General features: G+C 32.7%; 19 protein-coding genes and 1 pseudogene. 13 read left to right on the top strand and 7 right to left on the bottom strand.

The window, feature by feature from the left end:
• The first annotated feature begins 342 nt into the window (after positions 1-342).
• The 12 genes and pseudogenes from FUA24_RS09180 to FUA24_RS09235 all read left to right on the top strand — a co-directional run.
• Complete coding sequence (locus FUA24_RS09180) at positions 343-1725, top strand: CmpA/NrtA family ABC transporter substrate-binding protein (protein ID WP_148541595.1); 1383 nt, start codon at positions 343-345, stop codon at positions 1723-1725.
• A 130-nt stretch (positions 1726-1855) separates the two neighbouring features.
• Positions 1856-2962: an ABC transporter permease gene (locus FUA24_RS09185; RefSeq protein ID WP_148541597.1), complete on the top strand. Its 1107-nt coding sequence runs from the start codon at positions 1856-1858 to the stop codon at positions 2960-2962.
• Between the two features lie 27 nt (positions 2963-2989).
• Positions 2990-3832 carry an ABC transporter ATP-binding protein gene (locus FUA24_RS09190; RefSeq protein WP_148541599.1) on the top strand — a complete coding sequence of 281 codons (843 nt, stop codon included), beginning with the start codon at positions 2990-2992 and terminating at the stop codon, positions 3830-3832.
• 8 nt (positions 3833-3840) lie between these two features.
• Positions 3841-4668: an ABC transporter ATP-binding protein gene (locus FUA24_RS09195; protein WP_148541601.1), complete on the top strand. Its 828-nt coding sequence runs from the start codon at positions 3841-3843 to the stop codon at positions 4666-4668.
• A gap of 142 nt (positions 4669-4810) precedes the next feature.
• The gene (locus tag FUA24_RS09200) at positions 4811-6076 is read left to right on the top strand and encodes a hypothetical protein (RefSeq protein ID WP_148541603.1); all 1266 of its coding nucleotides are present in this window, start codon (positions 4811-4813) and stop codon (positions 6074-6076) included.
• Positions 6077-6261: 185 nt separating this feature from the next.
• On the top strand, positions 6262-6903 hold the full coding sequence (locus FUA24_RS09205; RefSeq protein WP_148541605.1) for a carboxypeptidase-like regulatory domain-containing protein: 642 nt from the start codon (positions 6262-6264) through the stop codon (positions 6901-6903).
• A gap of 12 nt (positions 6904-6915) precedes the next feature.
• A complete protein-coding gene (locus FUA24_RS09210) occupies positions 6916-7923 on the top strand; it encodes a transglutaminase domain-containing protein (protein WP_148541607.1) in 1008 nt (335 codons plus the stop codon).
• A 231-nt stretch (positions 7924-8154) separates the two neighbouring features.
• Complete coding sequence (locus FUA24_RS09215; protein ID WP_148541609.1) at positions 8155-12159, top strand: gliding motility-associated C-terminal domain-containing protein; 4005 nt, start codon at positions 8155-8157, stop codon at positions 12157-12159.
• Positions 12160-12182: 23 nt separating this feature from the next.
• Positions 12183-13121, top strand: a complete 939-nt coding sequence (locus FUA24_RS09220; protein ID WP_148541611.1) for a PorP/SprF family type IX secretion system membrane protein — start codon at positions 12183-12185, stop codon at positions 13119-13121.
• An 11-nt stretch (positions 13122-13132) separates the two neighbouring features.
• On the top strand, positions 13133-15280 hold the full coding sequence (locus FUA24_RS09225; RefSeq protein WP_148541613.1) for an OmpA family protein: 2148 nt from the start codon (positions 13133-13135) through the stop codon (positions 15278-15280).
• Between the two features lie 130 nt (positions 15281-15410).
• Positions 15411-16553 carry a tetratricopeptide repeat protein gene (locus FUA24_RS09230; RefSeq protein ID WP_148541615.1) on the top strand — a complete coding sequence of 381 codons (1143 nt, stop codon included), beginning with the start codon at positions 15411-15413 and terminating at the stop codon, positions 16551-16553.
• Positions 16554-16627: 74 nt separating this feature from the next.
• Positions 16628-17476: pseudogene (locus FUA24_RS09235) on the top strand (YifB family Mg chelatase-like AAA ATPase); the annotation flags it as partial.
• A 108-nt stretch (positions 17477-17584) separates the two neighbouring features.
• Here the strand turns inward: FUA24_RS09235 and FUA24_RS09240 are convergent.
• The 6 genes from FUA24_RS09240 to FUA24_RS09265 all read right to left on the bottom strand — a co-directional run bounded on the left by FUA24_RS09240 (position 17585) and on the right by FUA24_RS09265 (position 21711).
• Positions 17585-18190, bottom strand: coding sequence for a hypothetical protein (locus tag FUA24_RS09240; RefSeq protein WP_148541617.1), 606 nt, complete (start codon positions 18188-18190; stop codon positions 17585-17587).
• Positions 18191-18378: 188 nt separating this feature from the next.
• Positions 18379-19224, bottom strand: a complete 846-nt coding sequence (locus FUA24_RS09245) for a DUF4382 domain-containing protein (RefSeq protein ID WP_148541619.1) — start codon at positions 19222-19224, stop codon at positions 18379-18381.
• A 527-nt stretch (positions 19225-19751) separates the two neighbouring features.
• A complete protein-coding gene (locus tag FUA24_RS09250; protein WP_148541621.1) occupies positions 19752-20021 on the bottom strand; it encodes a tyrosine-type recombinase/integrase in 270 nt (89 codons plus the stop codon).
• 135 nt (positions 20022-20156) lie between these two features.
• Complete coding sequence (locus FUA24_RS09255) at positions 20157-20726, bottom strand: hypothetical protein (RefSeq protein WP_148541623.1); 570 nt, start codon at positions 20724-20726, stop codon at positions 20157-20159.
• A 4-nt stretch (positions 20727-20730) separates the two neighbouring features.
• Positions 20731-20949 carry a hypothetical protein gene (locus FUA24_RS09260; protein ID WP_148541625.1) on the bottom strand — a complete coding sequence of 73 codons (219 nt, stop codon included), beginning with the start codon at positions 20947-20949 and terminating at the stop codon, positions 20731-20733.
• A gap of 267 nt (positions 20950-21216) precedes the next feature.
• Positions 21217-21711, bottom strand: coding sequence for a hypothetical protein (locus FUA24_RS09265; protein ID WP_148541627.1), 495 nt, complete (start codon positions 21709-21711; stop codon positions 21217-21219).
• A gap of 325 nt (positions 21712-22036) precedes the next feature.
• Between FUA24_RS09265 and FUA24_RS09270 the strand changes: the two genes are divergently transcribed.
• The gene (locus FUA24_RS09270; RefSeq protein ID WP_148541628.1) at positions 22037-23728 is read left to right on the top strand and encodes a recombinase family protein; all 1692 of its coding nucleotides are present in this window, start codon (positions 22037-22039) and stop codon (positions 23726-23728) included.
• A 120-nt stretch (positions 23729-23848) separates the two neighbouring features.
• Here the strand turns inward: FUA24_RS09270 and FUA24_RS09275 are convergent, their stop codons facing one another.
• The gene (locus tag FUA24_RS09275; protein WP_148541630.1) at positions 23849-25195 is read right to left on the bottom strand and encodes a hypothetical protein; all 1347 of its coding nucleotides are present in this window, start codon (positions 25193-25195) and stop codon (positions 23849-23851) included.
• Between the last annotated feature and the right edge of the window lie 28 nt (positions 25196-25223).

Consider the following 25223-nt stretch of genomic DNA (forward strand, 5'->3'; position numbering starts at 1 on the left):
TTTCTATTGCGCTATCTTTTTTCAATGATATCATGTCTAAAGAAATGAAATTAAAAGGTCTTCTAAAGTTTCTATTTCTAAAAAAAGCCCATTATCCAACTAAAAAAGCCGTATTAAAACACATAATATTTCCCTTTACGTATCTACGTATTTTATAAAATAAGTAATACTTATAATTGATTATCAGGTATTTAGGATTAAAACCTGCCAAAAGGCAGGTTTTTTGGTGGTGTAAAAAGTGGTTTATGCATGGTGTCTATCATGAAATACTACTTAGGTTACTTATAAATTTGCCATATAAATTAAGTATAAATACTTAGTAAATAACTAAAAATTATAAAAATGAAAACACTAATCAAAAAAGCAATCTACATTCTACCAGTAGCGGTACTATTATTCGCTTGTGGTGGTAAAGAGAAAAAGAAAGAAGCTGTAGAAGAAGTAGCTACAGAAGCTTCTAAAACAAAACAATTAGCTATTGAGAAGCCACAGTTAACTTTTGGTTTTATCAAATTAACAGATATGGCACCTTTAGCGATTGCTAAAGAAAAAGGCTTTTTTGAAGATGAAGGATTATTTGTTTCTGTAGAAGCACAATCTAACTGGAAAAACGTATTAGACCGTGTAATTGATGGTCAGTTAGACGGATCTCACATGTTAGCGGGTCAGCCAATTGCTGCCGGAGCAGGTTTTGGTCGTCAAGCTGAGTTAGTTACACCATTTTCAATGGATTTAAATGGTAATGGTATTACTGTATCTAATGATGTTTGGTCTAAAATGAAACCAAATGTACCAAAAGATGCAGATGGTAAGCCAATACACCCAATTAAAGCAGAAGCTTTAAAGCCAGTAATAGACGAGTATAAAAGTAACGGTAAAGCATTTAAAATGGGTATGGTATTCCCTGTATCTACGCATAACTACGAGATTAGATATTGGTTAGCTGCTGCTGGAATTCACCCAGGTATGTATACAGCAGAAAACGTACAAGGACAAATTGATGCTGAAGTTTTATTATCTGTTACGCCTCCACCACAAATGCCAGCTACATTAGAAGCAGGAACAATTTACGGTTACTGTGTGGGTGAGCCATGGAACCAACAAGCAGTATTTAAAGGTATTGGTGTACCTGTAACAACAAACTACGATATCTGGAAAAACAACCCAGAAAAAGTATTTGTAATGACAAAGAAATTTGTTGAAGACAATCCAAACACTGCAATTGCTGTAACTAAAGCATTAATTAGAGCAGGTAAATGGTTAGATGATCCAGCAAACAGAGCAGAAGCTGTTAAAATCTTAGCAATGTCTCAGTATGTTGGTGCTCCAGAAGCAGTATTAGCTAACTCTATGACTGGTACGTTTGAGTTTGAAAAAGGAGATAAGCGTTCAATGCCAGACTTTAACGTATTCTACAAGTACAATGCAACCTATCCTTTCTACTCAGATGGTATCTGGTTCTTAACTCAAATGAGACGTTGGGGACAAATTCCAGAAGCTAAGCCAGCAGATTGGTATGCATCTACAATTAAAGATATCTACAGACCAGATATCTGGAAAAAAGCTGCTGATTTATTAGTTGCTGAAGGTCAAATTCCTGCGGGAGATGTACCAACAACAGATGGTTACAAGCCTGCTACTGCAGATTTCATAGACGGTACAACATATGATGCAAAAGATCCAATAGGATACATCAATAGTTTCAAAATCGGTAATAAAGATTAATCTTTTCAAGTCATTCTGAATTCCTGTCTGCAAAGTGTGGGCAGGGTTTCAGAATAAATGAAAATTATGAGCTGAAACGAAAGCAGCTAAAAACAAAATATAAAACAAGTAATACTAAATAGCGAGAGTCATGAAGCAAAGTGTTAGTTTAAATTCAGAAAACAAATTAGGAAAATTTAAATTGGTAAATCTTCTTTTAACAAGATGGTCTACACAATTAAAGCAATTAGATTTTAAGGTAGTTCTTAAGAAATTTGCAATCTCTACAGTGTCTATTCTATTATTCTTAGGATTATGGCATATGGGAGCTAAAGCACTTTATAATAAGGAAGCAGACTTTAAAATTAATAAAGCATTCGAAGAACGCGGACAAGCAGCTGCTGATGAGGAAGCAGCATGTATAGCTTCTGGAAACCCTGATTGTCAACCTAATTCTTTGCCTTCACCTGCACAAGTATGGGCATCTTTTAATTCTCTATTAAAAGATCATGGTATCATTAGCGCAGACAAAGCAGCTTTTAAAGAAAAAACAGCGGCTTTAAACGCACAGAGAGAAGCAGAAGGTCTAGCGCCTATAGTATATACAGGAAGACCATCGTTTGTTGATCAAATTTTTAGAAGTTTAACAACAGTATTTGCTGGGTTCTTACTAGCATTTTTAATAGCGGTACCGTTAGGTATATTCATAGGATTAAGTCCTAATTTAAAAAGTGCTTTTAACTGGTTTATTCAAGTATTTAAACCAGTATCTCCAGTAGTTTGGTACCTACTAGTTTTTATGATTGTTAAAACAGTACTTATTGGTTCTAGTGAAGATAGTTCTTTCACCATATCCTTTATAAGTGTTGGTTTATGTTCTATGTGGGCAACGTTAGTTAATACAGCTATGGGTGTATCATCTGTAGATAAAGACTATATCAATGTTGCTAAAGTATTAAAGTTAGGAACGTTTCAAAAAATATTCAAAGTAATCTTACCATCATCTTTACCATTAATATTTACTGGTTTAAAAATTACCTTATCTGTAGGTTGGATGGTATTAATTGCTATTGAATTATTAGCACAGAGTCCTGGTTTAGGAACATTCGTATGGGAGGAATTCCAAAATGGTGCAAACGATTCTAACGCAAAAATAATTGTTGCCATGTTCGTGATTGGTATCATTGGTTTCTTATTAGATAGACTAATGTTATCTATTCAAAACTCAGTGTCTTTTGTTAAAACAGATGCTATATAGGTAAATAACTAATTAAAGATTACGAAAATGGCATACTTAGAATTAAATAACGTACACAAAACATATATAGAAGGAGAGGAGGAAGTACTTTCTAACATTAATCTTTCTATAGAAGAAGGAGAGTTTGTTGCTATAGTTGGATTTACAGGAAGTGGAAAAACAACTTTAGTAAACTTAATAAACGGTTTATTAGAACCAACTAGAGGAGAAGTTTTATTTAAAGGACAGCCAGTTACGGGTACAAGCCATGAAAGAGGAGTTATTTTTCAGAATTACTCATTATTACCATGGTTAACTGTAGAGCAGAATGTACTTATGGCAGTTAAAGAAGCTTTCCCTAAGAAAAGCAAGTCTGAGTTAAAGGAAATGGTTGCAGATTATGTGGAGATGGTAAGTCTAACACCTGCAATTAACAAAAGACCTAAAGAATTATCTGGTGGTATGAGACAACGTGTAGCTGTGGCAAGAGCTTTAGCTATGAAACCAGAAATGATCATTATGGATGAACCTTTAGGAGCTTTAGATGCTTTAACCAGAGGAAATTTACAAGATGAAATATTAAACATTTGGGGAAAAGATAAGCGTACTGCTTTATTGATTACCAATGATGTTGACGAGGGTATATATATGGCGGATAGAATTATTCCGTTACGCCCGGGACCAAAAGCTACTTTGGGTCCAGAGTTTAAAATAGATATTGAAAGACCTAGGGACAAAACAGAAATGAACGATAATGAAAATTACAAACAAACACGTAATGCCATTATTGAATACCTAATGGATATAGGTAATGAAAGAAAATCTGAAGCACAAGAAGCTTATGCTTTACCAGATTTAACCCCTAAAGATTTTGTTAATCGATTTAAATAAACAGCATTATGAGTACAGTTATAGCAGATAAAAAAGCAGATTTTGGACACAATGGCATATTTCCATCAAATGAGGTAATGCTTGATTTAAAAGATTTAAAGAAAGTATACCCAACACCAAAAGGAGATTATGTGGTTTTAGAAAACCTAAATCTTCAAATTAGAAAAGAGGAATTCGTAACTATTATTGGGCATTCAGGATGTGGTAAAACTACCATGTTATCTATGATTGCTGGATTAAACGAAATTTCTGGTGGTAATATTTCGGTTTTAGGAAAGCACATTAAAGGTCCTGGACCAGATAGAGGTGTAATTTTTCAAGCGCCTAGTTTAATGCCTTGGATGACATCACTTCAAAATGTGTTATTAGGAGTAAATCAGGTATTTCCACATGCATCAAAAAAAGAACGAAATGACATTGCTAAATACTACTTGCAAAAGGTAGGTTTAGAAGATGCTTTTCATAAAAAAGCATCAGATTTATCGCAAGGTATGCAACAACGTGTTGGTATTGCAAGAGCCTTTGCTATTAAGCCAAAAGTATTATTACTAGATGAGCCTTTTGGAATGTTAGATTCTCTTACCAGAGGAGAATTACAAGACATATTAATTGAAATCTGGAACAAGGAAAAAATTACAGCTGTAATGATTACACATGATGTTGATGAAGCCATCTTTTTGGCAGACAGAGTGGTAATGATGACCAGCGGTCCTAGAGCTAAAATTGGAGATGTTCTTAGTATAGATTTTGAAAGACCAAGAACGCGTAAAGCCGTTTTAGAACACGAGGATTATTACAAGTATAGAAAGCACTTAATTGATTTCTTAGAACATTAATTTAAAAGGAAAAAAAGCAGCTATAAACATGAGTTTTATCATAAAAGGGATATAAGTGTCTCTTTATATTTGCTAACAATTTCATAACAGTAGCTACAATAATTAAATAACTAATTCAATGCTGAAATTAAAATTTGAAAACATGAAAAAACAATACGCATTAATTGCAATTTTTGCACTAGTAGTACAATTTGCACAAGCACAGTTTACTTTAGAAGGTGAGTTTAGACCTCGTGCGGAACTATTCAATAATGGATTTAACTATAGATATCAACCAGCTTCGGCTTCGCCTGCAGGTAACTTATCTGGTAGAGAGGGTTCAGATGCTTTCGTTAATACTTCAGTAAGAGTTGCGTTAAATAGTAAATATGTTGCAGAAGGATATACATTATACCTAGGAGTGCAAGAAGTATTTAACTTTGGTGATAGAACACAGATTGCAGCTTCTGGTAACGGGAACTTTAGAATTCAAGAAGCTTGGGCAGATTTAAAACTTTCTGATAAATGGAGTTTTAAAATTGGTAGACAGCCTTTATCTTATGATGATCAAAGAATCTTAGGAGGTTTAGGTTGGGCGCAACAAGCTAGAACACATGATGTTGGTTTATTAAGACTTAAAGATAATGGGTTTGCTCTTGATGCTGGTTACTCTTTAAACACTAATAGTGGTAGTGGTGGACCAATTTTTAACAGAGCAACTTTATTTACTTATAAAGAGTTAGCCTTTGTTCATGCAAACAAAAAGTTTGGAAAAGTTAGCTTAAGTGGTTTAATTTTAGGAACAACGTTCCAAGCAGGTTCAGAAAACAAATCTACTTTAATTACTGCAGGTATCCATGCAAAAGCTAGCTTAGGAAAACTTGGTTTAGCTGCTAACGCTTATATCCAAGACGGACAAAGAGTTAATGATGTAGAAGTAAAAGGAGCGTCATTACTTAGTTTAGATGCTACTTTAAAAGTAGGAGAGAAAACATCGCTTTTAGCTGGAGCTGAAATTATTTCAGGAACTAAAGATGATTCTGCTGCTTTCTTCCCATTATATGGTACAAACCATAAGTTCAATGGTTTAATGGATAGATTTTATGTTGGTAACCATGCTATCGGTAGTGGTTTAGTAGACATAAACTTAGGTGCTAGTTTTAAACTAGGAGGTGGATATAACTTAACAGTTAAAGGACATACATTTAAAGAAGAGTCTAGAGCTAAAAACGCTTTAGGAGAAGAAATAGATTTAGTAATTGCTAAAGCATTTAACGGATATAAATTAGTAGCTGGTTATTCTCAGTTCTTTGAAAATGATGATTTTCCTAACCCAGCAGGTAACCCAGAAGCTAAGGGTACTCAAAACTGGGCATGGGCAATGTTAATTATCAAGCCTAAATTTTTAAACACTGCTGCTAAGCAATAATATTGAAAATATAATCTGATTATATCAGGTTTATCATGACTATTTTCGTATCAAAAAGTCCTGCTGTAAAGCGGGACTTTTTATGTTTTGGCTAATTCACTCATTCAAAAAGGGCATTCACTCAAACACGGTTTTATGTCTTGCGAGTGTTGCATAATTTAGAGAAACAATTAAAAATCAATACTATGCAACAACTTAATTTAAAAATTAACAGTCCTTGTTCAGAAAATTTCAATAAATTTGATAAAACTGAAAAAGGTGGCTTCTGTAACATTTGTAAAAAAGAGGTTATAGATTTTAGAAATATGACGGCTACGGAGCTAATAAAGTTCTTTGAAGACAATCAAACAAATACGTGTGGAATTTTTAAAACATCTCAAATGAAAACCTATTCTCAATCCTCAATAAAACAACCAAAATCTAAGTTTCAATATCTAAAAGTTTTTGGGTTAGCAATGTTATCCTTATTCGCATTTCAGTCGGTTAATGCACAACAATCCAAAAGTACACCAATAGAACAGCAAGCTCAAGATGGATTACTAGCCGGTACCGTATTGGATCATGAAAACCTGCCTTTACCTGGAGTAAGTATAGTTTTAAAGGGAACTAAAATTGGGGCTACTACAGATTTTGAAGGTAAATACAAGTTTCCTCAAAAATTAAAAGAGGGAGATGTGTTAATCTTTAGCTACTTAGGGTATACGCCTATTCGTAAAAAGGTAAAAGCCAATCAGACTGTTTTAGATGTTACTTTAGATGCAGAACTGGTAGAACTTATGGGTGCTGTAAATAGTAACAAGGTTTATAAGTCTAAGCGTAAAAAATAGTAGCCATTTTTAATGAGGCACTATCTTCTATTCTTTTGTGTTCTAATTTGTTTTCAACATTTCGGACAAATTTCCGATTTTGAGCATATTAGTTTTGAAAAGGCAGATAATATAGCGAAAAGTCACAAAGGCGAATCCTTAAAAAATATGCCTATTCTGGTGTATAAACTCACGTCTAAGTTACATACAGATGTAGAAAAGTTTAGGGCCATTTATGTTTGGGTGTGCACGAATATTGAAAGCGATTACGGTAATCAGCTTCAAAATTTAAGAATGCGCAAAAAATACGAAAATGATAGTACAGCGCTCTATGAATGGAATGTAAAATTTAGAGAGAAAGCCCTAAGGAAATTAATTAGACAAAAAAGAACTATCTGCACGGGGTATGCTTATCTACTTAAAGAAATGGCCATTTTAGCAGGTTTAGATTGCAAAATGATACATGGTTATGGAAGGAACGTTACCTCAAATATTGGGGAGTTAACTGTACCTAACCATTCTTGGAATGTGGTTAAACTTAATAATAAATGGTACTTCGCAGATCCTACTTGGGCTAGTGGTTATTTTAATATTGATGACGGGCATTTTGTGTGGCAATATAATGATGGGTATTTTTTTTCTGAGCCAGAGTTATTTGCCAAAAGTCATTATCCTTTAGATAAAAAATGGTTACTACTAGAAAATAAGAAACCAACAATCCCTGAGTTTTTAAATGGACCATTAGTGTATGGTAGTAGTTTTAAATACGGAGTGTTACCTATAAGCCCAAGTAGAATGGAATCGGAAATTCTAAAAGGTGAAGAAATTGCTTTAGAATATAGGGTACCAAGACAAGCTACTTTAAATAAGATTGGGTTACATATTGTTAATTCTAGTGAAAAAAAAGTATTTAATTATACCTACGACGCTTCAAAAGAACTTTTAAAATTCACGTATTTGTTTAAAAGACGAGGGGTATTTGATGTGCACCTAGTTATTAATAATGAGGTGGTTTCTACACATGTTTTTCAGGTGAAATGATTAAAAAAATCGACAAACGGTAAATTTTTAAAAATAATTTCCTACATTTGTAACTGAAACAAGTTTTGTGCTAAGATTTGTATTTGGTTACAAATTAGTATTTTATGAGTTATTGCTATTATTAACAAAGTTACCTCTTTTATTTTTTTACTAAAGTTTTAAAGTAGCCTAAATAGTATACTATATTAAAATACTAATGTCTTTGCACAAATCTATTACACCAACCTCAAGATGAATAAAACTTACTTGAAGACTTTGTTTAAAGTGCTAGTAGTTAGCGTCTTTTTATTAAAGTTTTCTTTAGCTAAGGCACAGTGTGCAGGAACTGGCACAGAAATCACTTATTGTGATAAGGAAACTAACCCTGGTTTGCAAACCATTAATCTTTTTGATTTACTTACAGGAGAAACGGCTGGAGGCGTATGGATTGCCAATAGTAATTTTGATTCTGATGCACTTAATGAAGTTACAGGAGAATTAAACCTTTGGGAAATTAATAGGTTTGGAGAACATTTGTTTACCTATAGCAACTCCGCTTGTGATGCAAGTACTTCTACCATAACCATTAATTTAGGCGGATACCCAGGAGAAAGTAATCAAAATCCGGGAGCAAACAATGTTTGTCAAGTTTTAAAAGTGGGTGATGATGACTCATCTAACATTATAGACTTGTTCATCTTTTTAGATGTTGCTAATAATGATATTAGACCTGATATAGGAGGTACTTGGACAGAAGATTCTGGGAACTTACAACTTGGTGTTTTAAACAATGAATTTTTCAATTTTAATAATGTACCAATTGGGGTTTATACTTTTATTTATACGGTTCCCGCTGTAGATACTTGTCCTGAAAGATTTGCAGTTATTGATGTAGAAGTAAGAAGAGCACCAAATCCGGGATTACCTCAAAATATTAATATTTGTGAGACAGACGATATGTCCGGTCTCACAGCAATAAATTTATTCGATCAGTTGCAAGGAGAAGATCCTAATGGTGAATGGACCGATGTTAATATTCCTTCTACGGGAGAAATTTCTAGCGGAACAGACTTTGAAATTAATATTGAAAACATCTATAATAACTTTGGTCCAGGAACTTATAGTTTTGCTTATGAGGTATTACCTAGTCATCCAATTTGTGATCCACAGAGCACCATGTTTACGGTATGTATAGAAGAGCAACTAAATTTAGATGGGAGCTTAGCTATTACTTGTGATGGGGCAGTTACACTTACTTATGATAATACACTTTTAAATAATGGAAGTTACAACCTTTTTTATACAATTACGGGAAATAGTCTGGGTTCAGTTTCTTTGTCATCTTCAGATGTTACGTTTATAAATGGCGTTGCTCAATTTAGTATTTCACCAAGTTTAGTAGATAGCGAAACGTTAACGCTAGAAATTACAGATATCACTGGAGGGCCAACTTGTAATGGTATGCAATGTACCTCTATTGTTAATGTACCATCTCAAACATACAATGCATATTTAGAGCCTACAATTACCGTGTCTTCTACCTCTGGTTGTGAATTAGACGATATTTTAATAACCTTTACAAACACCATTGATGCTAGTTTTAATCCTACCAATGGGATGCAATCTGTTGCCTATTCAATTAATGGAACTAATTACACAGAAGATGTAACCTTTTCTAATGGTAATGCTGTAGCTATTGTTTCAGTGGATAGGTTTACACAAGGTAGTAATCAATTAGTGTTTTTTGACACGAATAATTTTGTTCATTGTGGAGATCTTGTTAGAAGTACAACGCTAAATTTAATACCAGCACCACCAAACCCTGTATTTAATATTTTACCGGATAATAGGTGTGATGCTTCAAGTTTAGAATTTGGATTTGATAGCCCGTCTGGACAGTTTGTAAATTATAGTGCTGTAACTTTTGATATATATCAATTAGGAAGCGAACCAGACCAATTCTCAGAAAGAGATAACAATACTTCGTTAACAAATAACACGCAGAGTAATGGTATAGATATAGATGTTATAAATTCTAACGATGTAAGTGCTTTACCAGATGGAGATTACGTGTTTGTTATTAGAAGTGTTCAAGATGATAATACACCATGTAGAGGGTTAAGTCAAACAGAAATAGATAGTTATACTACTCAAGGTATAACTATAGGACTTATGCAGGTGGGAGCAGAACATATATTTGATGCGCGTATGGTATTCAGAATTGGTCCGCCAGATCCTGTTCAACTCATCCAATCTAACTTTCAGGTATGTTTAGTAAACGGTGCAGTCACACTAGGAGATTTGTCAATTTTTGCAGGCTCTAACGTCAATATCACTGTAGAAAATGCTTCGGGACAAGTACTATCAGATTCTTATGAAATAACACAAAGTGAAGCGTTTACGGCGGTGTTCACAGATGAAAACACACAATGTAGCTTGGGAACAGAAAATTTTAACGTTAGCGTGGTAACAGAGGTATCGGCACCAGTATTAAATGCCAATGAGTTTTGTAGTGTTGTTCAAAATACTGTGGAAGATCTGGATACATCGGGTCAAAATATTACATGGTTTAATGCAGAAACTAGTGGAACTGCCTATAACAATACCGATATTATTGATGCTAATAATGCGTATTGGGCAGAGGTAACTATTTCAGGTGGTTGTATAGCTCAAACAAGAACAAGAGCCAATATTACTTTTGTTAATAAAGCGGTTACGCCAATACCTTTAGAGAACGAGTTTTGTGAAGACGCAACTCCAACAATTAGTGATTTACTAGTAGAGGTAGATCCAACAGCAACAATACAATGGTATACTGGTCAAGCAGGTGATGCTTATACAAGTACATCGTTACCTCTAGATGATGCTAATGAGTATTGGGTGTCTCAAACCATAGCTGCTGGATGTGAAAGTGATCGAGTAAGAGTAACTTATACTTTAACAAGTACAGCCAGGAACCCTATGCCTCTAACAAATGAGTTTTGTACACTCAATGGTATTCCAACATTAGAAGATTTGAGTTTTGAAGAATCTTCAATTTCTAGACAAGGTGTACTTAGTTTTTATTCCGATGAAGCCGGTACAACTTCAATAGCCTCTAATACTACATTAGATGGTTTAACAAGTCCTATTTATGTGCAACAGACCATATCAGGAACTTGTCTTAGTGATATTATAGAAGTGCCTTTTACAGTTGTAAATGAGGCTCCAAGCCCAACGCTAACTCCTTTAACATTTTGTTTAGGTAATAACCCTACTGTACAAGATTTACTTAATGCACTTGAAAACCAAACATCAGCAAATGTTAATTTATATGAAGATGAATCTACCTTAACCATTTTAGACGGTAACTTAGAGTTAGCATCTTATGCTGGTAGTATTTATGCCTCACAAACAATAGTTATGGGGTGTGAGAGCTCAGATAGAACTTTGGTAGCATTTACAATTGAAAATCCAACAATATCAATTTCAGATTTCAATGCTATATTTTGTGAGGTAAATGAACCAACACTAAATGATGCTTATTCCGGAAGCGAGATAGTACTTTGGTTTGATGAAAATGATAATCAGTTATCCGGAACACAAACTATAGAAGATGCACGTATATATACAGCTCAAATACAAATGGGGGATTGTGTTAGTGAGACTTTAGACATAACCATGTCTGTAGTTGGAGTTGAAACTCCTGTACCAAGCTCTTTAACAGCCAACTTATGCGGTATTGAAGAAAAAACTATTGAAGACTTATTAGAAGATGAAAATGATAATGACCGTTTTGTAATTCCTTTAAATCATGAATTAGTTTGGTATAATTCTAATGGAGATGAACTAGATGAAGACGAAGTACTTCAGAATGGAAGCACCTATTCAGTGTCATTTAGAAATACAGTAACCATTGATGGAGTAACTATTTCATGTGAAAGTAGTACCGTTGATATTTTAGTTGATCTTACTGTTTGTTCTGAAGATGAATTATTTATTCCCGATGCCTTCTCTCCAAATGGAGATAATGTTAATGATACCTTCGAATTACTAAATATAGAATTTGTATTTCCTGATTATGAAATTCAGATTTTTAATAGATATGGACGTTTAGTATTTAAGGGAAATACAGCAACGGGTTTCTGGAATGGTAAAAGTAATCAGTCTGGTACTTTTGGAGGAGATGTATTGCCAACTGGCGTGTATTTCTATGTACTAAAGTTTAACAGATCTGGTAAAGAACCTAGTCAAGGTCAAGTATATTTAAAAAGATAATGATTCACACAATACAAATAAAAATGAGAAAATTAACTTTAATATTTCTGTTTGTTACCGTTGTGTGGCAAATATCTAATGCGCAACAAGATCCGCAATTCACCCAATATACCTATAACATGAGTGTAATAAATCCCGCCTATACCACTGGTGATTTGGGTATCTTAAATTTAGGTGCAGATTATAGAAAACAATGGGCAGGTGCCACAGGAGGGCCGATTACAATGTCGTTTTTTGCGCATACGCCCTTCAGCAACAAGATTGAAATGGGAATTACGTTTACCTCGGACGAAATTGGTGAGGACGTCATAAAACTTAATGAAAATAATATAAACGCAGATTTTGCCTATCGCTTAAATTTAGGCGATAACAAGAATATTTCCTTTGGTTTAAAAGCTGGATTTACCTTATACGATTCTGCATTTAAAGGAAGGCTTGTAGATTCTAACGATGAGGTGTTTCAAAATAATGTGAATCAAATTTATCCAACTATTGGTATTGGAGCATATTATTCTACAGATCAATATTATGTGGGATTATCAACACCGAACCTTTTAAAATCTACCCAATTAGATGATGTTTCTACCGCAAACACGCTTGGAACAGAGGAAATTCATTTATACCTAATTGGAGGTTACGTTTTTAATCTTAATGACAATCTAAAATTGAAGCCTTCTTTTATGTTACGTGGTGTAAAGGGAGCGCCAATTAATGCAGATGTATCTATAAACGCTTTATTGAATGAAAGAATTGAAGCTGGACTTTCTTATAGATATGATGATGCCATTAGTGGTATTCTAGGTTTTAGAATAACACCAACATTTAAAGTAGCCTATGCTTATGATAGAACAGTATCTCAATTCTCTGGTTACAACAATGGTTCTCATGAAATTGTACTACTGTTAGACTTGTCATTATTAAATGCAAAAGGAGGGTATAAAAAATCTCCAAGGTTCTTTTAAAAATATTACAGATGAAAAAAATACTTTCTATACTAACTTTTATGATGGTGTTTTCTGGATTTGCGCAGAAAGAAACAACGTCATCACCTAAGAAAATATACGACACAGATTTAAGAAAGGCTAATCTGTATTTTAATCGGGCACTTTATGCTGAGGCTATTCCGTTTTACGAAAAAGTACACAGAAAAGGTCGAGATATACAAGTGGTTGAAAATTTGGCAACATGCTATTACAATACTGGTGATTTAAAAGCATCCGCAAGATTATACGGGTATTTGGTAAACAAAAGAGAAAGTAAAAAGACTTACCAAAATATTTTTAAATATGTACAAGCCCTAAAAGCATCTGGTAAATACAATGATGCCAATAGTGTATTAAAAGAGTATTTAGAATCTAATAATGATACTGAAGGCCTAAATGAACTAACTAAGGCCATTAAAAAACATGAAAACATAGTTGCTATTGGAAGCAGATATAAGCTAGAAAATTCACCAGTAAATACCGAGTATTCAGAATTTGGTATGGTGAATTTCAATGACTTCTTGGTGTATGCAGCACCTAAAAAAGAAGGTGTTTTAGGTAATACTATTTTAAAGCGTTCATACGGCTGGAATGCACAGCCTTTTTTAGATATTTATAAAATTCATAAAGACAGTTTACATAGCTTTTTAGAAGGTTCCAAATCTATTTCCGCAGAAATAAATACGAAACTTCATGAGGGTACTGTGGCTTTTAGTAAAAACCAAAACAAACTGTATTTTACAAGAAATAACTATTATGAAAGTAAAGAAGTAAAAGATGATGCATTAGTTACACACCTTAAGATTTATAGTGCGGATTTAGTAGATGGTAAATGGACTAATGTGCAACCATTACCTTTTAACGGTGATAATTTTTCTGTTGAACATCCTGCTATGAGTCCAGATGGTAAACGCTTATATTTTGCATCTGACATGCTCGGGACTTTAGGATCTTTCGATCTATTTTATGTGGATATAAATGAAGATGGAACCTACGGAATCCCTATTAATTTAGGTTCTGAAATTAATACTAAACACAGAGAGCAGTTCCCTTTTATTTCAAAAAATGGCGATTTGTATTTTTCATCGAACGGACATTATGGTTTTGGTGGTTTAGATATCTTTCGGTCTCAATTAAAAGGAAACAGTTTTCAAGAACCTGATAACTTAGGGTTACCAATTAACTCTGGTCATGACGATTTCTCTTTTTATTTAGAGGATGCGTCAAAAACAGGATTTATGGCTTCTAATAGAAAAGGTGGAAAAGGAAGTGATGACATTTATAGTTTTAAAGAAACCAAGCCTTTAATTATTGAAGATTGTAAGCAATATATTGTTGGAAATATTATTGACAAAGAAACTAAAAGACCAATTGTAAATGCACAAGTAACGGTAGCTTTATTAGATGATAATTCGAATAAACTTATAGCCGAACACGCTACAAAACTAGATGGTAAGTTTAAAAATGATATTACATGTGAAATAACACTTTTAGTAAAAGCGAAAGCAGACGGATACAAAGACGCTCAACGTAAATTAATTATTGGAGGTAGTAGAGGTGAAAAGAATGATGCTTCACTAGAGTTAGTATCATTGGCTTCAATAGAAAGAAAAGCACAAGCAGCAAAAGAAAAAGAATTACAAAAACAACAAGAACGTAAGGAAAAAGAAAGAGAATCTGCAGAAAGACAGAGGCTAAAGGAAGAAGCTGATAAAATAAAGAAAAAAGAGCAAGTTATTGCATCGGAGCCTAATATTGTTAAACGTAAAGAAAAAGTTGTAATTGAAACTGGCGATATTAACTTTGATTATAAACTTTGGTACATCCGAAGAGATGTTAAAAGAGTTCTTAAGCCGGTCATTAATTTAATGAAAAAATATCCGGAAATGACAATTGAGATAGGTTCTCATACAGATATTAGAGGACATAAAGCTTACAATAAGGAGTTATCTCAAAAAAGAGCGACTTCCACTAAGGAATATTTAGTTTCGCAGGGTATTAGTGCCAACCGTATAATTGCTATTGGTTATGGAGAATCTCAGCCAATTCAAAAATGTGAAACTGAAGATGCTTGTAGTGAAGAACAACATGAAACCAATAGGCGTTCTGAGTTTGTGATTACTAGGTTGTACAACTAAACCGGAGATATGGTAGAGATTAATTAATATGTATTATTTTAATGTTAATAATCGTATTTATTCTGTAAATATTTATTTTCATTTTTATCTTTGAAAGAAACAATGATGTTGAATTTCAAAGGTTTATAATATGGGAATTAAAATGACCGTACTTCTTACGGTATTGATTAACCTAAATATCTGTTCTCAAACAGATTTGTTTAACCAAACACTTCAAAAGGCAAAGGCAGGAGATCCAATAGCGCAAAACCTCATTGGTAACTATTATTATAATGGAGATGAAGGGGCTGAAGTTGATTTGAAAGCGTCTGTATTTTGGTATAAAAAAAGTGCAGCGCAAGGAAATGCAGATGGGGAATTTAATTTGGGGTATGCTTATTTTTTTTCTGATGGAGTTGAAGAGGATGAAATTAAAGCAATTAAATGGTTTAAAAGTAGCGCTATTAAAGGAAACCCTAAGGCCCAGTATTGGTTTGGTTATATGCATAATTTTGGAAGAGGAAATCTGGAAAAAAGCTATTCCCAGGCGTATAATTGGTATTTAAAAAGTGCAAATCAGGGTAATAAGTATGCTCAATATAGACTATGCATTTTGTATATGACTAATGCTGTAAAGGATTTGAGAAGTAAGGAGTTAGCGTTTTATTGGTGCGAAAAAAGTGCAAAACAAAGTTATTCAGATGCTCAATATATGTTAGGTTGCCTTTATAGGGAAGGAATTGGTACTGCTAAAAATTATGAAAGTGCTTTATATTGGGGGCTTAAGAGTGCTGAGAAAGGAGATTCGGAAGCTCAAGTATTTGTTGGAGAAATGTATCTATTTGGTGAAATTAGTGTTTCGGATAGGAAAGAACAAGCCTTTTTCTGGTATGGTAAAGCAGCAAAACAAGATCATAAGGTAGGGCAATATCATTTTGGTAAATTAAATTTGGAAAAAGGAAAATCTAATGAAGCATTTTATTGGATAAAAAAATCTTACGATCAGCAGCCAACTAATTTGGAAGTCGGTGAAGTTTTAGCTGACCTTTATTTAAACGGAATTGGTGTTAGTAAGAGTAATGAAAAGGCAAGAAAAGTTTTAAGTAAAATAGGATACAAGAAATGTTATAGTTGTTGGGGGAAGGGGGGAGAAAATTGCAAAAAATGTGATGGATACGGAAAAGTGGGCACCTATGAACATAGCGCTAGACTTTACAAATGCAGTGCCTATTCATGTGATGATGGCTGGGTACGCTGTGGAGATTGTGGAGGAAAAGGACTTATAGCCCCTTAAGAATTTTAATTTATGTAGTTATAGTAGGAATGTATTAAACTACTTTTCTTACATTTAAGCATTAAAGAAAGAATATGCTTAAAAAAATATTTGGTAGCGCCGTGTTTGGTGTTGAAGCTACCACTATTACCGTAGAGGTAAATGTTGATTCAGGTATTGGCTATCATTTGGTTGGATTACCAGACAATGCCATTAAAGAAAGTAATTATAGAATAGCTGCCGCACTTCAGAATAACGGCTATAAAATTCCAGGAAAGAAGATAACTATTAATATGGCTCCAGCCGATTTGCGTAAAGAAGGTTCTGCATACGATTTAACCTTAGCCATCGGTATTTTGGCTGCTTCCAAACAAATAACAGCCGAAAACTTAGATAGATACCTTATAATGGGCGAGCTATCTTTAGATGGAAGTTTGCAACCCATAAAAGGAGCTTTGCCAATTGCCATTAAAGCCAGAGAAGAGGGGTTCAAAGGGTTTATTTTACCAAATCAGAATGCAAAAGAGGCAGCTATAGTAAATGATTTAGAAGTATACGGTATTGATAATATTAAACAGGTCATCAGCTACTTTGATAAAGGAGAAGCATTAGAGCAAACTATTATTGATACCCGAAAAGAATTCGAAAGAAATCTGGATTTTCCTGAGCACGATTTTGCCGATGTAAAAGGACAAGAAGGGATTAAACGTTGCATGGAAATTGCAGCTGCAGGAGGTCATAATATTATTTTAATTGGTCCTCCAGGAGCGGGTAAAACCATGTTAGCAAAACGTTTACCAAGTATTTTACCACCCATGACCTTACATGAGGCATTGGAAACAACCAAGATACATTCGGTTGTTGGTAGAGTAAAAGATGCAGGCTTATTATCACAAAGACCATTTAGGAGTCCGCATCATACAATTTCTAATGTTACAGTACTAGATGTAAACATGAACTAATATTAATAAATATAATAAATTTGGTTAAGGAATAATAATCTTACTGTAATTATTTACCTATAATTCTATTATATTTTTTTCATATTAAAATTAAAAAGCGGGTGGAGGAGTATCCCCACCATCACAATCTGTTAAGTCGGCTTCAAAATACATTGCCCAACTATTACCCCCAAAATCTTCTCCCTCTGCCCAAGCAGTTTCCTCAGAAGGACCATCTACTTCGGCATGTGCAGCAAAACATAGTTCTCCAGTAATTTCACCTATGTCGATTGTATAGGAAACTTGAGTTGTTCCATCTTCATGTTCGCTGGCATATTCGAAATGTCCAATTTTAGGATTGTTTGCTCCAGTTAGAGGGAAGCTATCTTCCTCGCAATTGGTAATGTGTAAATGTGTAGCATTTAACACCCAGTCTCCATCGGTTGTGTATGTTACTGTCAAAATATCGCCTTCAACATCAATAGTAACCGTTCCAATTTCATGATGCTGTCCTGCAATCAAATTAACGGTATGGCAATGTTCTCCTGAATTATCATCAGTGGAACCATTACTTTCTGTTACTTCAAAACTTTCTTTCTTATTAGAGGATTTCTTCTCAGTTAATAAATGGGAATCTGTTTCTTCTATGCTTTCTAGGTTACATCCTAATAAAAGAAGTCCCAAACTCAAAAAAGAGGCTTTTGCTATATTTTTCATAACATATCATTAAGTAGGTTAACATCTCAAATATAGCCAACAATAGATTATTGGTAAAATATTTTCGCTGAATTACATGATTTTCAATAAAATGAAAGTTTATTATTACTTTGTGTTGTGAAATTCCACTAAAAAACCCATTCTAAAATATAGAACGGGTCTTTCTTATTAATATAATTAATTGTTCTCTAAATATCCAATTCAAGCGTAATTGTTTCAACTGCTTCCACATTACCAACTTCAACAGTAATTTCATCTGAGACATAATTTACATATCCTTCTTTGGTAATCTTTACAATATAGATTCCTTCTTCAAGACCTTGAATCATAAAATCTCCATTATCATCTGTCAAGGTATCTTTAACCAATACGTCATCGGTGGTATAAACTTCAACAGTTTGATTTGCAATTGGTGTTTCAACTTCTTCTATAAGTTCAATCACCTTACCGCTTATTGAACCTGAACTGATTTCTGCATCAACCTTTATAACTGGCTTTAGTATGTACTTTCCAGAATTACCAGCTTTTACAATAGATTCCTGAACACTCCAATCTAAAATAAATGTATACACAAATCCTGCTTCTAATTCTTCATCTAAATTAAGTTTTAAACCAGATTGCTGCGCACTTGGAGTATCCAATGGGATTAGTTCTTCTTCTCCTTCAATCTTCAAAGTGTTATTATCACTTAAAACTAGTCTTAGTTGTTTCAGTATACCTACTGGTACTACTTCATCTGTTAATAATAAACTATTACCTGCTATAAGTTCTGTGATGTCAACATTTATTGGATAGCCCCCTTCTGGCGTAAAGCTTTCCCAACCTACTTCGTCATCCTCATTAGATTGATATTGAATGTCTATTATTTCAATATTTACTTCTTCATAATCCCCTGGCTCATCTACCAGTTTTAATTGAACTCTTGCTGTCTCAGTTTTGTTATTACTGTCACTATCATCACAATTAACCATTAATAGTAATACCATAATAGTCATTACTGTTCCCAATACCGATTTTAAATACTTAATATTCATAACTTTCTTTTTAAGATATATTTACTAAAATACGTTCTGTACATAGTATTTGGTTTATTGTTAGCTACTCTTTCTTAGATTTTGCCGTTACTTTTCGCTGAAATGCATCTTTATAAAAATTTAAGAAAGAAAAAGGAGGCTTTTGCCTCCTTTAATATTCTCGTATAAAAGAATAAGTCTAACTTATGTCGTTAGGGTAGCTATTAATCTTTTTGAGAATTTTTATAATCCTAAAATCATTTATAAATAAAGGTAATAATCCCTCTTTATAGAATTTAAGAGATGTAACTTAACATTGTTGTCACATAACTAAATTAAAGAATATTCTTTAATTTTTACTTAACATTTGTTAAGGTTACTTAAATATAGTACAATAAAAAAGGCAAACAGAAGTTCACCTTTTTTGCCCCAAATCTACCATAAACTTAACCTACTTATGTTATGGTATTCCAAACATAGCTAAGTCAATTGATATAATCCATAGTATTCTACCAACCACCCAAATAATTGTTCAAATGGGCTTCTTTTTAATCACATGTAGTTGTTTTCAGTCTATTAATCTCCAAACTAATCCTCCTCGCTACTACTTTGCCATGGCTATCCTGAGTTATTTTGATGTTTGAATACCCCAAAAACTCACTAACAATTTCCATGGGTACATTATTGTATAATAGAACGGTTGAAGCAAATATCCTCCTTGCCATATGTGTTGTAAATTTTTTATCTATACCGACAATAGCTCCAATCTCTTTTAGATATGAGTTATATTTCTGATTACTTATTCTAGGAAATACCATCCACTTATAAGACTTGATTTATTTACCTTTGCTACTTTTTAAGTTTTGCCGTTAATTTTTCGATGAAATGCACTTTATTTGAAAAAAGGTCAACCATTAACTGATTAACCTTTAATTAGTCAACATCATTCTGCATTAATCACCCTTAGCTTTTCTAAGCTTCTTACCTTTTTTAACTTTCTCTTCTAAATTATCTGCTTCCTTTTCTATAGCCTCTAATTTTTCCATTTTTTCTTTGTACTCTTCTTCCGTTATCTCACCAGCCTTTTTCTTGCCTTTTAGGCTTGCCTTAACTTCCTTTACACGTTCTCTAGCTTTACTGGCTTTGGATTCCCCTCTTACAACAGTATCTTCTAGTTCCTTTTCCTTTTCTTCTTTTTTAAGCTTAGCTTGTCTAGCACGTTCTTGACCATAGGCTTTTCCTTCTAATCCATATTTGTCCTTCCCATAGGAATTGCCTTTTTCTTCAAATTCTTCAAGCTTTTCTTCTTTCACTTTTTTTAGTTTTTTCTCAGCTTTCTGTTTCTTTTGCTTTGTTTCTTCAATTTCTTCCTCAGTCTTTTCTTGTACCTTTTTCTTCTTTTTCTTTATTTTCTTTTCGGTCTTGTCCTTTTTACCTGCATGTTCTGGTTTTTGAGCAAAACCCACAACAACAAAACTGAAAATTAGTGCTATTGTAAATATGGTTTTAATTGAATTTTTCATAATATTAGTCTTCTATTTCATTTAATAAATTATCTAACTTTACTATTGATGCTTCAATACTTTCTTCAGTATTGTTTATTTGCTCAGTTATCCTCTCTATAGAGTCTATCTCTTGTTTTAACTCTTTAGCCTCTATTTCATTGGTAATAGTTTTTTTTTCTTTTTTATCTCCACAACTTAGTGCAAATAATAGTGCTAAAACGATGATACTTTTTTTGAACATAACGGGTGAAATTTTGGTTATCAATAATTATAAGACACTATTTTATAGTTTTAGTCACTTATATGCTTTCTATCTAAAAAAGGAGGCTTCAAAAGCCTCCTAATATATTCTCTTTAAAGAATGTCTAACATTAATATGTTAGGGACATAGCTATTAATCCTAACCTTTTAAGAGAAACACCAAAAACGTTGGGTAAAGAGCAATTTAATTAATAATTAAACCAAATTACTTAACATATGTTAACATATATTTTTGCTAAAAAAGTTGTTAAGATTTTATTAAATCTATTAACCGACCAATTATTGTAGCTGTAGCCACCATTGTTGTAACAATCCATCCATATTGTTTAAATATTAGAACAATTTTGTTCCAACCGATTGAATGCGTTACTAATATTTCATTCAAAGCCTCGTTTGCTAACGGCCCATTTTTTAAATACTTTAATTCTTTTTTGGGGATTTTGTAGCCTGATGATAGTTTGTATTTCATTGGGAATCCTTTAATTTCCATTCCATCACATTTTATGGGAAAAGCTTCAACTATTGTTGCCTCCATATTATTTGCAAAGTACCTATCAACCCACCAAAACAATTCCTCCACGGTATTTCTCTTTTTCCAAAAGAAATTACCAAGTTTTTGTTTCCAATTTTCAGGAAGTCTTCTCCTTATTTCTTTTGTTTTATAATCTAAAAACCAGTATTTGTTTAGTTCAGAATAAATCTTTTCAATTTCCCGTTTTTGTTCAGGTGTTCTTTCCTCCATAGTAATTTTTCATTTTATCAAGTTTAATTAACTTATTATTATACTGAGTCTATCATTACTAAGATAATTTTTATTTGCTAAAATTCGTACATGACTATATGAGAATTTGAGTAATTCCTAATTTAATTAAAATGATTGGTGAGTTTGTTTTTTTGTTGTTTAAAGTGCTAATCAACTTATGAAGTCATTCGTAACACCCTCTATTACTGGAAAAATCCGAAAGTAAAAAAAATCATTTTAAAAATTTACCGAAGATAGTTGTATTCCTTTTTACAGATAAAAAATCTGTATTTAATTTTATTAATCTTTTAAATAAAAAGGAAATATGTTAGGAATTTATACAAGACTCAGTAGAGAAGATGAAACTTCAAATTCAATTAAACATCAAATCAAAGAAGGCATTTCTTTTGCTCAATCTGAAGGGTTTAATTACAAAATATACAATGAAGGGGAAGGTGTGTCGGGTACACTTAAGATAGAAGATAGGCCAGTCTTATTAGATTTAGTTTCAGATGTTAGAGCAGGTAAAATTACCCATATCTGGATGAGAAATCAAAATAGGTTAGCAAGGAATGGAAAAACGTATCATGGTTTTATATCGGAAATTTTGAAGCATGATGTCAAAGTTTATTTCGATGATAAACTAATTGATTTTAGGGACCCTAAACAATCTTTAGTTGGGTCAATCTTAAGTAGTATTCATGCTTTTGAGGCTCAAACACAATCAGATCAAACTAAAAAGGTTTTAAAAAGCAATGCATCAAAAGGTATTGCACATGGAATCATGCCTTATGGGTATTGTAGAGATGAAAATAAAAAAATGATTATTGATGAAGAAGAAAGAGAGGTTGTTGAACGAATCTATCGAATGTCATTAAGTGGTATTGGTGGAATAAAAATAGCAGAGATATTAAACGAGGAAGGAGTTCCTACTAGGTATAATAAAATGAAACATGGTGGTACTCTAAAGATTAAAAATCGGTACACAAATAAAGTTACCATGAAGAAAAAGAGTGAAATTAAATGGTCAGGAAAAACAGTTCATGACATAATTAAAAACAAGGTTTATTATGGTGTGAGAGTATTTGGTGGTAATGAGTATAAGGTTGATGCTATTTTTGAAAAGTGGTATTGGAAAAAAGTAAATGATAACCTAAAAAAGAACCGTAATAATTCGGGGAAATCAGTTACTCACAAATACTTACTAAAGGGATTAGTTGAATGTAGTGGAGGAAGAAATATGTACGGAAGAACTAGAATCAATAAAAAAGATAACTACTATACTTGCAGTGGGAGAAGATATAATTTATGCGGTTGTAAAACGAGGTCTATAAATATTGATGTTTTAGAAGGCTTCATTTGGAACATGTTTTTTATTGATGGAGAATTATTGAAACTAGTTAGAGAATACTTTGATAGAGATTCTAAATTATTGAATGAGATTGAGGATAAGATAACGAAGCAATTATCTTTAATCAAAAGTTTGGAGCAAGAGAAAACTAGAGCAATTCAATTGGTTATGAAGGGGGTTTTATCAGAAAAAGATGTTGCAAAGGAAAAGGAAAGAGTTGAAAAAAGTATTGATGAAGCAGGAGTTCTTATTTATCGGCTGAAAGAACAAAGAGGTACATTTGATAATTCAAATCAATTAATAGAACAATTAGAAATTCATAGCAAAGCCTTTAAATCCCCTCCTGAAATATTGGAACATATAAGATATGATTTGCCGAAACCTATCATACAGCCTGCAACCAGTTTTGAGGATAAATCCGCAATAATTAAACAATACGTTAAGCAAATAAAAATAACTAGTGATGATGAATTGAAGTTGTACAATATTAGAATAATATTCAACTTACCATTAAAGCCACAGAACTTTGTAATGAATTATTACAAAAGAGTTCCATATATAAATTCATTGGAAACAATGAGGGTATTGTATAAAAGTAAAGAGTGGAAAAGAAATATGGATAAGGAAAGGATTGAATATTATGAAAATAATGGACTTAATAATTAGCGTTTATAAGAAGGTATCTTAGAAGGTGTCTGGTATAATGAAGAGCATATTATAATTAATATATTATAAAACCCCTCTGATATCTCTGATATATTCTGATTAATCAGAGGGGTACTCTTTTTACATGCCTAATACAACCTTAGTACCATTGAGTACTTCTAAAAATTCAATATAAATTTCGGCCGTGGTATTGTCAATTTTTCTTAAAAAATAATCACTTATTTCTTCTTCATTACCCTTAAGACTTTTTATTTGGTTTAATATTTCTTGTCCTTTTTTTGCATCATTTTTCCATGTTGTCAATCTGCTGGTGGTCATTGTGAAGTTTTTATGAGCATTGTAGTGACTTGCCAATTTATCAATTAAAGGTTTTGATTGTTTTACAAGTTGCTTGAATCGAATGATTGAACGAGAGATTTCATTTATATAGTTAAAATTATTCTTCTTGACTTGCTCATAGATATCGTAGGTTGCTCTGACTTCTCCTTTTGAAGTCTTTATGTAAAGAATGTCACCATCAAATCTAGAGGGAAATCCATTTCTTTTCAGAAGTTCAACATACTCCCTCATTACATTGTTCACTCCAAATTCTCTCAGGAAATCGTAATCCGTGTAGAAATATTCATTTGTTTCACGATTTTTAAGCACGGGGTATATTGGTCCATAAATCCGTGTACTCTTTATTTCCGATTTGTTGATGATACTATCTTTATTAATTAGTTGTCCTTTTACAAAACCGTTTATGTTTGCATCTAAAACATGAAATTCTCCTATATTATCATAGAGTCCTGATATATTTTCAAAATCTTTAATTCTATCTCCAGTAATGAGAATACGGCGTTTTTCAGTCCCTGTTTCAATTATTTGTTTTGTTGTTTTATTTGTGGTTTTTAATTGATAACGTATTCCTTTTAAATGTTTGAAAATTTTATCATCTTCTTCGATTGGGAATTGAGTTGATATTTCATAACTAATGCCAATTAAATAATCATCTAGTTTCCCTTTAATAGAGTTAAAAGATTTTCTGTTTTCTTCATTAAAAGTTTTGTCAGCATATATTAATTTATCAATATTATATTCGTTAGCTATTTTTTGTGCTTCGATTAAGTGGTACTTTTTAAACTTAAAGCTAGACTTAGAGTTTAAATAGACGCTAATGTATTCACAAATAGAGTTAATCTTTTTATGCTTGTTAATCTGTGTAACGTAGTTAGTACTATCTCTTTGAACTTTTGCTAGGTTATTTCTTAGAGCCTTATATTTTTCAGATGGCTTTTCAATTGTATCATAAATCGGAAATTCTATTTCAATATGTTTAGCGGAGTATACATAGTAAAACCGTTTATAATATGGGTCTAATTTGGACAATGTTGTTTCTTTAGCGAATTGGTAACTACTTGTTTGTGAGATAGATTGTTGCAATGATAAAGCTAAAGTGATTAATAGTGCTGATTTTATTGTATTCATGAATATTTTTTTAGAAAATAAATATATA

Source organism: Seonamhaeicola marinus, from assembly GCF_008085455.1.

Bases quoted from the DNA above. Each gene is read 5' to 3' on its own strand.
- FUA24_RS09180 (WP_148541595.1), top strand. From the start codon at position 343: ATGAAAACACTAATCAAAAAAGCAATCTACATTCTACCAGTAGCGGTA.
- FUA24_RS09185 (WP_148541597.1), top strand. From the start codon at position 1,856: ATGAAGCAAAGTGTTAGTTTAAATTCAGAAAACAAATTAGGAAAATTT.
- FUA24_RS09190 (WP_148541599.1), top strand. From the start codon at position 2,990: ATGGCATACTTAGAATTAAATAACGTACACAAAACATATATAGAAGGA.
- FUA24_RS09195 (WP_148541601.1), top strand. From the start codon at position 3,841: ATGAGTACAGTTATAGCAGATAAAAAAGCAGATTTTGGACACAATGGC.
- FUA24_RS09200 (WP_148541603.1), top strand. From the start codon at position 4,811: ATGAAAAAACAATACGCATTAATTGCAATTTTTGCACTAGTAGTACAA.
- FUA24_RS09205 (WP_148541605.1), top strand. From the start codon at position 6,262: ATGCAACAACTTAATTTAAAAATTAACAGTCCTTGTTCAGAAAATTTC.
- FUA24_RS09210 (WP_148541607.1), top strand. From the start codon at position 6,916: ATGAGGCACTATCTTCTATTCTTTTGTGTTCTAATTTGTTTTCAACAT.
- FUA24_RS09215 (WP_148541609.1), top strand. From the start codon at position 8,155: ATGAATAAAACTTACTTGAAGACTTTGTTTAAAGTGCTAGTAGTTAGC.
- FUA24_RS09220 (WP_148541611.1), top strand. From the start codon at position 12,183: ATGAGAAAATTAACTTTAATATTTCTGTTTGTTACCGTTGTGTGGCAA.
- FUA24_RS09225 (WP_148541613.1), top strand. From the start codon at position 13,133: ATGAAAAAAATACTTTCTATACTAACTTTTATGATGGTGTTTTCTGGA.
- FUA24_RS09230 (WP_148541615.1), top strand. From the start codon at position 15,411: ATGGGAATTAAAATGACCGTACTTCTTACGGTATTGATTAACCTAAAT.
- FUA24_RS09240 (WP_148541617.1), bottom strand. From the start codon at position 18,190: ATGAAAAATATAGCAAAAGCCTCTTTTTTGAGTTTGGGACTTCTTTTA.
- FUA24_RS09245 (WP_148541619.1), bottom strand. From the start codon at position 19,224: ATGAATATTAAGTATTTAAAATCGGTATTGGGAACAGTAATGACTATT.
- FUA24_RS09250 (WP_148541621.1), bottom strand. From the start codon at position 20,021: ATGGTATTTCCTAGAATAAGTAATCAGAAATATAACTCATATCTAAAA.
- FUA24_RS09255 (WP_148541623.1), bottom strand. From the start codon at position 20,726: ATGAAAAATTCAATTAAAACCATATTTACAATAGCACTAATTTTCAGT.
- FUA24_RS09260 (WP_148541625.1), bottom strand. From the start codon at position 20,949: ATGTTCAAAAAAAGTATCATCGTTTTAGCACTATTATTTGCACTAAGT.
- FUA24_RS09265 (WP_148541627.1), bottom strand. From the start codon at position 21,711: ATGGAGGAAAGAACACCTGAACAAAAACGGGAAATTGAAAAGATTTAT.
- FUA24_RS09270 (WP_148541628.1), top strand. From the start codon at position 22,037: ATGTTAGGAATTTATACAAGACTCAGTAGAGAAGATGAAACTTCAAAT.
- FUA24_RS09275 (WP_148541630.1), bottom strand. From the start codon at position 25,195: ATGAATACAATAAAATCAGCACTATTAATCACTTTAGCTTTATCATTG.